The sequence below is a fragment of the uncultured Azohydromonas sp. genome (assembly GCF_937926365.1).
Classification (GTDB): domain Bacteria; phylum Pseudomonadota; class Gammaproteobacteria; order Burkholderiales; family Burkholderiaceae_C; genus Azohydromonas.
In genome coordinates, this window is sequence record NZ_CALAOH010000066.1 from 19,165 (window position 1) to 30,981 (window position 11,817).

9 protein-coding genes are annotated in these 11,817 nt (G+C 69.6%); 4 read left to right on the top strand and 5 right to left on the bottom strand.

Going from position 1 to position 11,817, the window contains the following annotated elements:
* Nucleotides 1–182: 182 nt before the first annotated feature.
* On the top strand, nucleotides 183–2,315 hold the full coding sequence (gene glgX / locus Q0741_RS06930) for a glycogen debranching protein GlgX (RefSeq protein WP_298232467.1): 2,133 nt from the start codon (nucleotides 183–185) through the stop codon (nucleotides 2,313–2,315).
* Nucleotides 2,316–2,560: 245 nt separating this feature from the next.
* On the opposite strand, the gene Q0741_RS06935 is transcribed toward glgX, so the two are convergent.
* Nucleotides 2,561–3,019: a cupin domain-containing protein gene (locus tag Q0741_RS06935; protein WP_298232468.1), complete on the bottom strand. Its 459-nt coding sequence runs from the start codon at nucleotides 3,017–3,019 to the stop codon at nucleotides 2,561–2,563.
* Between the two features lie 318 nt (nucleotides 3,020–3,337).
* Between Q0741_RS06935 and Q0741_RS06940 the strand changes: the two genes are divergently transcribed.
* Entirely contained in the window at nucleotides 3,338–5,005 is a 1,668-nt protein-coding gene (locus Q0741_RS06940; protein ID WP_298232469.1) for a methyl-accepting chemotaxis protein, read from the top strand.
* Nucleotides 5,006–5,144: 139 nt separating this feature from the next.
* Here the strand turns inward: Q0741_RS06940 and Q0741_RS06945 are convergent, their stop codons facing one another.
* The 4 genes from Q0741_RS06945 to Q0741_RS06960 all read right to left on the bottom strand — a co-directional run bounded on the left by Q0741_RS06945 (nucleotide 5,145) and on the right by Q0741_RS06960 (nucleotide 11,022).
* Nucleotides 5,145–5,999, bottom strand: coding sequence for an aldo/keto reductase (locus Q0741_RS06945; RefSeq protein WP_298232470.1), 855 nt, complete (start codon nucleotides 5,997–5,999; stop codon nucleotides 5,145–5,147).
* 46 nt (nucleotides 6,000–6,045) lie between these two features.
* Nucleotides 6,046–7,359 carry a dicarboxylate/amino acid:cation symporter gene (locus Q0741_RS06950; protein ID WP_298232471.1) on the bottom strand — a complete coding sequence of 438 codons (1,314 nt, stop codon included), beginning with the start codon at nucleotides 7,357–7,359 and terminating at the stop codon, nucleotides 6,046–6,048.
* A gap of 225 nt (nucleotides 7,360–7,584) precedes the next feature.
* Nucleotides 7,585–9,039 carry an aspartate ammonia-lyase gene (gene aspA / locus Q0741_RS06955; RefSeq protein ID WP_298232472.1) on the bottom strand — a complete coding sequence of 485 codons (1,455 nt, stop codon included), beginning with the start codon at nucleotides 9,037–9,039 and terminating at the stop codon, nucleotides 7,585–7,587.
* A gap of 267 nt (nucleotides 9,040–9,306) precedes the next feature.
* Nucleotides 9,307–11,022 carry a sigma-54-dependent Fis family transcriptional regulator gene (locus Q0741_RS06960; RefSeq protein ID WP_298232473.1) on the bottom strand — a complete coding sequence of 572 codons (1,716 nt, stop codon included), beginning with the start codon at nucleotides 11,020–11,022 and terminating at the stop codon, nucleotides 9,307–9,309.
* 244 nt (nucleotides 11,023–11,266) lie between these two features.
* Here Q0741_RS06960 and Q0741_RS06965 point away from each other — a divergent pair, with 244 nt between their 5' ends.
* Nucleotides 11,267–11,605, top strand: coding sequence for a cytochrome c (locus tag Q0741_RS06965; protein WP_298232474.1), 339 nt, complete (start codon nucleotides 11,267–11,269; stop codon nucleotides 11,603–11,605).
* The coding region (locus tag Q0741_RS06970) for a hypothetical protein (protein WP_298232475.1) at nucleotides 11,602–11,817 on the top strand (216 nt) is incomplete at its 3' end. The genes Q0741_RS06965 and Q0741_RS06970, both read left to right, overlap by 4 nt.

The following is an 11,817-nucleotide window of genomic DNA, read 5'->3' on the forward strand; positions in this document are numbered from 1 at the left end:
CCGAGTTTTTAATGCAGGCGGTTTATCACGGCAGTGGTCCAAACACTCGAAATTCGCTGCAAACTCCTGTTCCAAACGTATATGGGTCGTCGCGAGGCGGGTTCGTGGCGCCCGGATCGGCCCGTGGCGGGCTATTTGGTACGTTGATTGCCCAGGGGGCTCATCCATCGTCTGGGAGAACCATGCCTGACTCCATCCTGTCCCACGGCGTCAAGATCGCCGAGGAAGGCGAACCCTTTCCGCGCGGCGCCACCTTCACCGGCCAGGGCGTGAACTTCGCGCTGTTCTCCGCGCACGCCACGCGCGTGGAGGTGTGCATCTACGACGAGAGCGGCGAGCACGAGATCGACCGCTGGGTGCTGCCCGAGTTCACCGACGAGGTGTGGCACGGCTTCGTCCCCGGGCTGCAGCCCGGCGCGCGCTACGGCTACCGGGTGCACGGGCCTTACGCGCCGCTGGAGGGGCACCGTTTCAACCCCAACAAGCTGCTGCTGGACCCCTACGCCAAGGCCGTGATGGGACGGCTGCGCTGGGACCCGGCGCTGTTTGGCTACACGCTGGGGCATCCGGACGGCGACCTGAGCTTCGACGAGCGCGACAGTGCGCCCTTCATGCCCAAGAGCGTGGTGGTGGACTCGCACTTCAAGTGGACGCAGACCCTGAGCCGGCGCGTGCCCTGGGACCGCACCGTGCTCTACGAGCTGCACGCGCGCGGCTTCGCCATGCGCCACCCGGACGTGCCCGAGCACCTGCGCGGCACCTTCGCCGGGCTGGCGCACGACGCGGTGCTGGACCGCATCCGCGACCTGGGCGTCACCAGCATCGAGCTGTTGCCCATCCACATGTTCATCAGCCAGCAGATGCTGGAGGACAAGGGGCTCGCCAACTACTGGGGCTACGACACGCTGGGCTTCTTCGCGCTGCACCCGGCGTACATGGCCGGGCCGTGGATCGACGAGTTCAAGTACCTCGTGGACCGCGTGCACGCGCGCGGCATGGAGGTGATCCTGGACGTGGTCTACAACCACACGCCCGAAGGCAACGAGCTGGGCCCCACGCTGTGCTTCAAGGGCATCGACAACGCCAGCTACTACCGGCTGCTGCCCGATCAGCCGCGTTACTACATCAACGACACCGGCACCGGCAACACGCTCAACCTCAGCCACCCGCGCGTGCTGCAGATGGTCACGGACAGCCTGCGCTACTGGGCCACGGAGATGCACGTGGACGGCTTCCGCTTCGACCTGGCCACCATCCTCGGCCGCGAGCCCTACGGCTTCGACGAGGGCGGCGGCTTCCTGGACAGCTGCCGCCAGGACCCGGTGCTCTCCAGCGTCAAGCTCATTGCCGAGCCCTGGGACTGCGGCCCCGGCGGCTACCAGGTGGGCGGTTTCCCGCCCGGCTGGGCCGAGTGGAACGACCGCTTCCGCGACACCGTGCGCGCCTTCTGGAAGGGTGACGAGGGCATGGCCGCGCCGCTGTCGCAATGCCTCACCGCCAGCGGCGACCGCTTCAACCGCCGCGGGCGCCGGCCCTGGGCCAGCGTCAACTTCATCACCGCCCACGACGGCTTCACGCTGGCCGACCTGGTCAGCTACAACGACAAGCACAACGAGGCCAACGGCGAGGACAACCGTGACGGCCATTCCGACAACCGCTCATGGAACTGCGGCGCCGAGGGGCCGACGGACGATCCGGAGATCCTGGCGCTGCGCGCGCGGCAGCAGCGCAACCTGCTCGCCACGCTGCTGCTGTCGCAGGGCACGCCGATGCTGCTGGCCGGCGACGAAGTCGGGCGCACGCAGCAGGGCAACAACAACGCCTACTGCCAGGACAACGACATCTCTTGGGTGCAGTGGTCCGCCATCGACGACGCGGGGCGCGCGCTGGAGGCCTTCACGCGGCGGCTGCTGGAGCTGCGCGGGCGCTACCCGGTGCTGCGGCGCAAGCGCTTCCTGACGGGCGACCTGGTGAGCGAGGACGTGCGGGACGTGATCTGGCTGTCCTGCGACGGCGCCGAGATGGACGCCGGACGCTGGGACGATCCGAACACGCGCTGCCTGGGCATGCTGCTGGACGGGCGCGCGCCGTCCTCCGCCGTGCCGCGCCCGTCCGACGATGCCAGCGTGCTGCTGCTGTTCAACGCCTGGCACGAACCGATCAGCTTCTCGTTGCCCGCGCATCCGGACGAGGGCAACCCCTGGTTGCGGCTGCTGGACACGGCCGAGCCGGACGCGCCGCCGGTCGCGCTGGACGTTGGCGAAACGCTGACGGTGGCGGGACGCTCGCTGGTGCTGCTGACGAGCCGGGAGTGAGGCATCCTAAGCCTCGCCTAATTCTTCTCCTGCACCATGTCTTCAACGGCGCTCGCTGAAGCGGCGCCGGCTCCGCACCAGTTGCAGGGCGACTCGCGGGACGGGAGGACTCCTCCGACTATTCCTTGCCGCTTTCCCCGGCCCGCGCAGCTCCGGCTGCCGCCCTTTTTCTCTTCTCCCGGCAAGGGCCGCGGCGCCGCATCCCGGCGCCGCGGTGCCGTTCAGGCCGCACGGCCGGCAACCCATCAATACGGCGTCCCGTCCTTGTGCAGGAAGCGCCAGCCGCCCTCCACCTTCTCGGCGCGCAGGTCGTCGTCCGGGTAGCTGGCGCTGTCGCCGGCGCTGCGGTCGCCGATCTCCAGGTAGACCACTTCCTCGGGACCCGGGTTGACGAGGTGGTGCGCGTCGCCGCTGCCGGCCCGGAAGCCCGCGCACATGCCGGGCGCCAGCGGCGTTGCACCCGCATCGGTGTGCAGCATCGGGTTGCCTTGGATGATGTAGATGAACTCGTCCTGCCGGCTGTGGGCATGCCGCAGCGAGGACTGGGCGCCGGGCTGCAGCGTCGTGAGGTTGACGCCGAAATTGCGCAGGCCGAACAAGTCGCCCAGCGGGCGCTTGCTGCGCCCGGCCATCAGCGCCGCGAAGGGCGGCGGATAGTTCGAGACCTTGGCGCGCTCGGGGGCCTCGGCGGCCACCCAGGCCACGCGGGCGTCGGGCTTGAAGGGCGGGGCGCTTGCGGATGGGGCGTCGGATGGCGTTTCGGAGGCTGGCGTTGACGCGACGGGGCTGGGGATTGGCGCTGAGGTATTCATGCCTCCATCGTGACCCAGATCGGGCGCATCCGCATTGGCGTGGCCCGCAGAGGAACAATTTCAGCCGGGCGGTCCACATATCGCGCCAACCTCATTAGAGGTTTTCCCGAGGTTCGAACCTGGGTGCTTCAAAAGGCCACGCTTCGGCCGAAAGGGAAGGTGCCGTACCGAATTCGTATTTCAACTGCACCAGAGACAAATCTTCCCGAAATGAAATTTCTCAACAATATCTCGGTAGCCAAACGGCTCTGGGCGTTCTCCCTGATGGCGCTGGTCGCGCTGATCGTGGCCGGGCTCGGTACCCAAAGCCTGACCAAGGGAGCGCTGCACCTTGCCCTGGAAAAGGTTGAGGAACATGACCGGCGCATCAGCATGGCGCTGCGCTGGAAAGGCCTCACGGACGCCGGCGTGCAGGGCGTTCTGGTGCGCGCCATCAGCTCCGAGCCGCTGCTCAATGAAACACTGGCGCCGCGCGTGAAGGAAATCATTGCCGCCGTGAACGAGCTGCAAAAGAGCGTCACCGAGGCTGCGGACACCGAGGTGGAAAAACAGGCGCTGGAGAAAGTGGCGCAGGCGCGCAAGGCGACGCTGGAAATCGTGCGCAAGGTCGGGGAAGTCCGCGACAGCGGCGAAAGCGCGGTGTTGCTGGCGCTGGTGGAGGAACAACTCAAGCCACGCGCTGCCGAGTATGTGCGCCAGATCGACGAATATGTGGCGCTGCAGCAGCGGCTGCGCAACGAAACCAAGGCCGAGGCGCTGGCGCACGCCACGCGCGTGGAGCAGATCGGCTGGCTGCTCATGGCCGGCATGCTCGGCGTGAGCGTGGCCGGCGTGGCCTGGATGGTTTACTCGATCACGCACCCGCTGCACGAGGCGGTGCAGGTGGCGCAGGCCATCGCCGGGGGCGACCTCACGCGGCGGCCGCATGTGGAGCGCCGCGACGAGCTGGGGCAGCTCATGAACGCCATCGGCGCGATGTCGGGGCAGCTGCGAGGCATCGTCACCGAGGTGCGCCACGGCGTGGAGTCGGTGTCCTCGGCCTCGGCCGAGATCTCGCACGGCAACCATGACCTGTCGGCCCGCACCGAGCAGATGGCAAGCAACCTGCAGCAGACGGCCAGCTCGATGGAGGAGATCACCGCCACCGTGACCCAGGCGGCCGACACCGCGCGCCAGGCCAACCAGCTTGCCAGCGCCGCGGCCGAGTCCGCCGGGCGCGGCGGCCAGGTGGTGGAGCAGGTGGTGGCCAGCATGGGGCGCATCAGCGAGTCGTCGCGCCGCATTGCCGACATCATCGGCACCATCGACGGCATCGCGTTCCAGACCAACATCCTGGCGCTGAACGCGGCGGTGGAGGCCGCGCGGGCCGGCGAGCATGGCCGCGGCTTCGCGGTGGTGGCCGGCGAGGTGCGCGGCCTCGCGCAGCGCAGCGCCGCCGCGGCCAAGGAGATCAAGACGCTCATCGGCTCCTCGGTGGAGAGCGTGAGCGCCGGCAGCGCCCTGGTGTCCGAGACGGGCGAGGTCATGAAGGAGATCGTCACCGACGTGCGGCGCGTGGCCGACCTCATCGGCGACATCGCCGCGGCGGCCAGCGAGCAGCGCGACGGCATCGGGCAGATCAACTCGGCCGTGAGCCACCTCGACAACGTCACGCAGCAGAACGCGGCGCTGGTGGAGGAGTCGGCTGCCGCGGCCCGCTCGCTGCAGGACCAGGCCCAGCGCCTGGCGCAGGTGGTCTCGGTGTTCAACGTGAGCGACGCGCCTTCTTCCACCGGCCGCGCCGACGGGCCACCCTCCGGGTCGCAGGCGCTGGCGCGGCAGGTGATCGACCACGCCCGCGCCCAGGCCGCGCGCTCGGGCTCGGCGGTGGTGGCTTGAGGTTTTGCTACCCCGTCAGCCGGCCCTTGGCCGTTGCCTTCCAGGGAAAGCAGTCCCGGGCGCATCCCGGTGGCTCAGAGGCTTCGCGCCCTGCTTCGCCCGGCCAAAACGCCTCAAGTGGGCGCCGGATTGTCTCCGTTCAAACGATCGCCAACGCCTCTTTCCCCTGCGGCGGCGGGAACAGCGCATCCAGCGCCGCCAGCGTCGCCGCGTCCAGCTCGATCGTTGCGGCGGCCACGTTCTCTAGCAGGTGCGACTCGCGCACCGCCTTGGGGATGGCGATCACGTCGCCGCGCTGCAGCAGCCACGCCAGCGCGAGCTGCGCCGGCGTGGCGCCCACGCGCTGCGCCAGCGGCTTCAACTCGGGCTCCAGCGCCAGCGCGCCCTGGTCGATGGGGCAGTAGGCCATCAGCGGCACCCGGCGCGCCCGTTGCCACGGCACCAGGTCGAACTCGATGCCGCGCTGCGACAGCGAGTAGTAGACCTGGTTCACCGCGCAGGCCTCGCCGCCGGGCACGCGCCACAACGCCTTCATGTCGTCGGTGTCGAAGTTGCTCACGCCCCAGTGCGTGATGCGCCCGCGCGCCTGCAGCGCCTCGAAGGCCGCGACCGTGTCGCGCAGCGGGTGCGAGCCGGGCCAGTGCAGCAGGTACAGGTCGATGCGCTCCAGCCCCAGGCGCTGCAGGCTGCGCTCGCAAGCTTGCGGCAGGCCCTTGAGGCTGGCGTTGTGCGGATAGACCTTGCTGACGATGGTCAGCTCCTCGCGCCGCACGTCGCCGGCGCGCAGCGCCTCGGCCAGCGCCTGGCCCAGCATCTCCTCGGCGCCGCCCTCGCCGTACATCTCGGCCGTGTCGAACAGGCGCACGCCCAGCTCGATGGCCAGGCGCACCGCCTTCACCTCCGCCGCGCGGCTGCGTTGAGACTCGCCGGTGTGCCAGGTGCCCAGGCCCAGCGCGGGCAGGGCGGTGCCGTTGGGAAGCGTGACGGTGCGCATGGAGTTCTCCGGCGGGTTGCAACCGGCCCGATCCTAGCGGCCCGGTTCAGCCTGCCAGCGGCTGGGCGCCGAGGGCTGGGGCAGCCTGCGGGGCCGGTTCGGCCGCTTCGGCCTCGTCCTCGGCCGTGGACGCCTTGCCCTCCCACTTCGCCACGATCGCGGTGGCGATGCCGTTGCCGATGACGTTGGTGGCGGTACGGCCCATGTCCAGGAACTGGTCGATGCCCATGATCAGCAGCAGCCCCGCCTCGGGCAGCCCGAACATCGGCAGCACCGCGGCCACCACCACCAGCGAGGCGCGCGGCACGCCGGCGATGCCCTTGCTCGACACCATCAGCACCAGCAGCATCGTGACCTGCGCCGTGAGCGACATCTCGATGCCGAAGGCCTGCGCGACGAAGATCGCGGCGAAGGCCTGGTACATCATCGAGCCGTCCAGGTTGAAGGAGTAGCCCAGCGGCAGCACGAAGCTGGCGATGCGCCGGCGCACGCCGAAGCGCTCCAGTTGCTCCAGCATCTTCGGGTAGGCCGACTCGCTGCTGGCGGTGGAGAAGGCCACCAGCACCGGCTCGCGCAGCAGCCGCAGCAGCTGCTTCATGGCGGTCGGGCCCAGCACCAGCGTCCCGGCCAGCACCATGAGCAGCCACAGCAGCGCCAGGCCGGCGTAGAAGCCACCGATGAACTTGCCATAGGTCCACAGCACGCCCAGGCCCTGCGTGGTGATGATGGAGGCGATGGCGGCGAACACGCCCAGCGGCGCGAACTTCATGACGAAGTCGGTGAGCTTGAGCATGATGCTTACCAACTCATCGACGAAGCGGGTCGTCGTGGCCGTGGCGTCGCGCGGCATCGCGGCGATGGCGAAGCCGAAGAACAGCGAGAACACCAGGATCTGCAGGATGGCGTTGCTCGCCATGGCCTGCGCGATGCTGGTGGGGAACACCTGCGTGATGAAGTCGGCCAGGTTGAGCGCCGAGGTCTTCAGCCCGGTGCTGCTGCCCGCATCGGGCAGGGGCAGGCCCAGGCCGGCGCCGGGCTGCACCAGGTTCACGGTCACCAGGCCCAGGCCCAGCGACACCAGCGAGGCCGTGACGAACCAGGTGAGGGCCTTGGTGCCGACGCGGCCGACCATCTTTACGTCGCCCATGCTCGCGACGCCGGCCACCAGCGTGGCGAAGACCAGCGGCGCCACGATCATCTTGATCATGCGCAGGAAGATGTCGGTGACGATGCCGAAGTAGCGCGCGATGTCCTTGGCCGCGGCGGCATCGGCAGCCCAGGCGTGGCAGGCCCAGCCGACGGCCACGCCCAGGACCATGGCCACCATGATCTGGCGCACCAGGGGGTTCATTTTCTTCATGGGGAAGGGTGTCTCCGGAGAGGTGAGTCCGGTCGAGGCCGGGCTTCTGTGTGGGTGCGACGTAGGGAAGCACCGTCTAATGACGTGAATGGCCAGGCGTTGGCCGTGAGCCGAAGCGCGCCGCTCTCTGCTTCGTCATTCCTGCCTGCGCGGGAATGACGAATCAACAGGCGAGTCGTTCCAGCTCACGGCCGCTGTCAGGCCATTTCAAGTGCGCGTTGCGCCTCACCGCCCCGCCAGCTCGAACACCTGCGGCGTCGTCAGTGCCTCGGGCCGCAGCACGTGGTCGAGCTGCGCCTGCGTCAGCAGTCCCTTGTCCAGCACGATGCGGTAGACGCTGCCGCCCGTGGCGTGGGCCTCGCGCGCCACGGCGGTGGCCTGCTTGTAGCCGATGTAGGGGTTGAGCGCCGTGACCACGCCGATGGAGTCGCGCACCGTGGCCGCCAGGTGCTCGCGGTTGGCGGTGATGCCGTCCACGCAGCGCTCGGCCAGCGTCAGGCAGCCGTTGCGCAGGTGGTTCACGCTCTTGAACAGGCTGTGGGCGATGATGGGCTCGAAGGCGTTGAGCTGCAGCTGCCCGGCCTCGGCCGCGAAGCTCACCGTCAGGTCGTTGCCGATCACCTCGAAGGCGATCTGGTTCACCACCTCCGGGATCACCGGGTTCACCTTGCCCGGCATGATCGACGAGCCCGCCTGCATGGCCGGCAGGTTGATCTCGCCCAGGCCGGCGCGCGGGCCGCTGGAGAGCAGCCGCAGGTCGTTGCAGGTCTTGGACAGCTTCACCGCCACGCGCTTGAGCACGCCCGAGAGCTGCACGAAGGCGCCGCAGTCCTGCGTGGCCTCGACCAGGTTGGGCGCCGTCAGCACCGGCACGCCGGTCACGGCCGCCAGGTGCTCGCGCACCCGCACCGCGTAGTCCGGATGCGCCGTGATGCCGGTGCCGATGGCCGTGCCGCCCAGGTTGATCTCGTGCATCAGCAACACCGCCTCGCGCAGCCGCTGCTCGTCCTCGCCCAGCATGGTGGCGTAGGTGGAGAACTCCTGGCCCAGCGTCATCGGCACCGCGTCCTGCAGTTGCGTGCGGCCCATCTTGAGCACGTCGCCGAACTCCAGCGCCTTGCGCTCGAAGGCGCGGCGCAGCACGGCCATCGCTTCCAGCAGCCGCTGGATGCCGAAGTGCGCCGCCAGCCGCAGCGCCGTCGGGTACACGTCGTTGGTGCTCTGGCCGAGGTTGACGTGGTCGTTGGGGTTCAGGTGCTGGTACTCGCCCTTGGCATGGCCCAGCAGCTCCAGCGCGCGGTTGGCGATCACCTCGTTGGCGTTCATGTTGGTCGAGGTGCCGGCGCCGCCCTGGATCACGTCCACCACGAAGTGCTCGTGCAGCTGGCCCTCGCGCAGCTCGCGGCAGGCGCGGGCGATGGCCTCGGCGCGCGTGGCATCGAGCAGGCCCAGATCCTGGTTGGCGCGCGCGGCGGCTTCCTTGATGCAGGCCAGCGCGTGGATCAGGTCGGGGTAGATGGAGATGGGCGTGCCGGTGATGGGGAAGTTCTCCACGGCCCGCAGCGTGTGCACGCCGTAGTAGGCCTGGGCCGGCACCGCGCGCTCGCCCAGCAGGTCGTGCTCGATGCGGGTGACGGAGGCGGCAGCGGTGGTTGCGGTGTCAATGGCGAGGGTGCTCATGGCTTGTGGTGGGAGAGAGTCCGGGCTTCGCCGCGGCGGAACTGCCGCGCGTTTTCGTTGCTCAATCCATGGCCATGAGCTTAGGAACCGGCCCCCTGGGGCGTCCAATGACGATGCGGCGGGGCTTCATGCATGACGCATGGGCCCATGCGTGGCGCGCATGGCGCCTTGCGTCATGCGCATGTCATGCGCGGGATGCGCAAGGTGGCCCACTCCGGCGCCTTGCCGCTGCCGCCGCGAGGGATTGGTACTTTCCCTAGGTAACGCTCAGAGCAGCCCAAGCTTCTTGAGCCGGTACGCCATCTGCGGCCGCGTCAGGCCGAGCACCCGCGCGGCCTCGGCCACGTTGTAGCGGGCCTCCTGCAGCGCCTGCGCGTAGCGGGCCTTGTCCGTCCCGGCCGAGGGCTTCGGGGCCTGGGCCGGAGCCGCCGTGGCGAGGTGGCCGGATTCATCGAGGCCCACGCCGTGGCCCGGCGCCTCGCCGCTGCGGAAGAGGTGGTGCACATCGATGGGCTCGTCCGGATTGGCCAGGATCACCGCCCGCTCCACCAGGTTCTGCAGTTCGCGCACGTTGCCGGGGAAGTCGTACTGCACCAGCGTGCGCACCGCGCGCGGCGTGAAGCCCGGCACCCGGCGCCCATGCAGCGCGCCGTAGCGGCGCAGGAAGGCCTCCATCAGCAGCGGGATGTCGTCGCGCCGCTCCCTGAGCGGCGGCAGCTGGATGGGGAACACGTTGAGGCGGAACAGCAGGTCCTCGCGGAAGCGCCCGGCCGCCACTTCCTGGCGCAGGTCCACGTTGCTGGCCGCCACCACGCGCACGTCCACCGCGATCTCGCGCGTGCCGCCCACGCGCTCGATCACGCGCTCCTGCAGCGCGCGCAAGAGCTTGCCCTGCGCCACCAGGCTCAGCGACGCGATCTCGTCCAGGAACAGCGTGCCGCGCTGCGCGCGCTCGAAGCGCCCGGGCCGCGAGGCGTTGGCGCCGGTGTAGGCGCCGCGCTCCACGCCGAAGAGCTCGGCCTCGATCAGCGAGTCGGGAATGGCCGCGCAGTTGAGCGCGACGAAGGGTTGGCCATGGCGCGGGCTGATGCGGTGCAGCGTGCGCGCGAAGAGCTCCTTGCCCACGCCCGAGGCGCCGGTGAAGAGCACGGTGGCCGTGGTGGGCGCCACGCGCTCGATGAGGTGGCGCGCGGCGCTGAAGGCCGCCGAGATGCCGATGGGCTCGCCCTCGCGCTCGGCCTGCGTCATGGCCTCGGGCAACTCGGGCCGCACCGCCACCTGCAGCCGGCGCCGCACGCTTTGCGCCGAGGCCTCGGGTTCGAAGAAGCGCAGGTCTTCCTCGGCGTCGTCCCACTGGTCCGCCGGCTTGCCCACGATGCGGCAGACCTCGTGGCCCATGGAGCGGCACTCCACCTCGCGGAACAGCACCCGCTTGCCCATGAAGGCGCTGGCGTAGCCGCTGGCGTAGCCCACCAGCATCCAGCACGCCGGCTCGGTGCCGATGCCGAAGGCGGCGATGTGCTCGTCGTCCTCCACCGAGTCGAACCACAGGTGCTCGGAATGGAACTCGCCCCGCGCGATGTCGAACTCGAAGCGCAGCGTCTGCGGCCGCACCATGCCCGAGAGCGCGTGCATGCGCGGGCCGGCCTCGAAGGCGTTGGCGGGGTTGCCATCGGGCCAGTTGCGCCGCACCAGGCCCGCGTCGCGCGCGCCGGCGCTGTAGCCCACGCGCGTGAACAGCGAGCGCGCTTGCGCCTGGCCGGTGCTGGCGATCAGCTCGCGCCGCAACATGCCGTAGGTGGTGGCACGCAGCAGCAGCATGCGCTGGTCCTCCAGCCAGATGCGGCCGTCGCCGGGCGAGAAACGCAGGCTCTCCGACAGCTCGCGCACGGTAGGGCTGGCGCCGGCGTCCAGGTCCGCATCGGTGAGCGCGTCACCGGGCCGCAACTGGCTCAGGCGCAGGCGGGGAACAGGCGTTTTCATTTCATCATGGTCATGAATTGATCATCAATTATTGATCAAGTGGTGTCTGGTTGATCAATCTCAAGCACCCAACGTTTGACTCAAGTCATTGATTCAAAACGGCATATGGGTTTGGACGCGTTCTGGCACCGTGCTTGCGAAATGGGTCCCGAGGCCGGCAGCAACGACCGGCCGCCAACGACACGAAGGAGACAGCCCCGGGCTCCGGGTTCCTGCGCGCCTTCGTCCAGAACCGGAGACCCTGATGGATCGACGCCTTCCCCGCGGGCACCGCCTGCTTCCCCTGCTGGGCCTGCTGCTCGGCGGCAGCGTGCTCGCGCAGCCCGCACCCTCCTCGATGGAAACCCAGGCCCGTGCCCAGCGCTTCTACGCCCAGGTGTGCGCCCGTTGCCACGAGACCGGCATCGGCCCCGTGATCACCGGCCGCAACCTGCCCGCGGCCTTCTACGTCGCCATGGCGCGCAGCGGCCGAAACGCCATGCCGGCCTTCCGCGTCTCGGACATCGACGACGCCACGCTGCAGGCACTGGGCGAATACCTGGCCGCGACGCCGGCCCAGGCCGCGCAAGGAGCAAAGCAATGAACGGCCGCCGCTCCGTGCTCCAGGCCCTGGCCGCCAGCGCCTCGCTGGCGGGCCTGCGCGTCTCCGCCGCCCCGGCCGAGGCCGTTGCGCAGGCACCGGCCGTCGAAGCTTCCGCCGTGCCGGCGCGGGTGCTGCCGCTGCTGGGCGGCGGCGCGCTGGACGAGGCCTTCCTCGACGGCGTGGCCCAGGCCGTGCGGACGCAGGGCACCGCG

Bases quoted from the DNA above. Each gene is read 5' to 3' on its own strand.
- glgX (WP_298232467.1), top strand. From the start codon at position 183: ATGCCTGACTCCATCCTGTCCCACGGCGTCAAGATCGCCGAGGAAGGC.
- Q0741_RS06940 (WP_298232469.1), top strand. From the start codon at position 3,338: ATGAAATTTCTCAACAATATCTCGGTAGCCAAACGGCTCTGGGCGTTC.
- Q0741_RS06960 (WP_298232473.1), bottom strand. From the start codon at position 11,022: ATGAAAACGCCTGTTCCCCGCCTGCGCCTGAGCCAGTTGCGGCCCGGT.
- Q0741_RS06945 (WP_298232470.1), bottom strand. From the start codon at position 5,999: ATGCGCACCGTCACGCTTCCCAACGGCACCGCCCTGCCCGCGCTGGGC.
- aspA (WP_298232472.1), bottom strand. From the start codon at position 9,039: ATGAGCACCCTCGCCATTGACACCGCAACCACCGCTGCCGCCTCCGTC.
- Q0741_RS06965 (WP_298232474.1), top strand. From the start codon at position 11,267: ATGGATCGACGCCTTCCCCGCGGGCACCGCCTGCTTCCCCTGCTGGGC.
- Q0741_RS06950 (WP_298232471.1), bottom strand. From the start codon at position 7,359: ATGAAGAAAATGAACCCCCTGGTGCGCCAGATCATGGTGGCCATGGTC.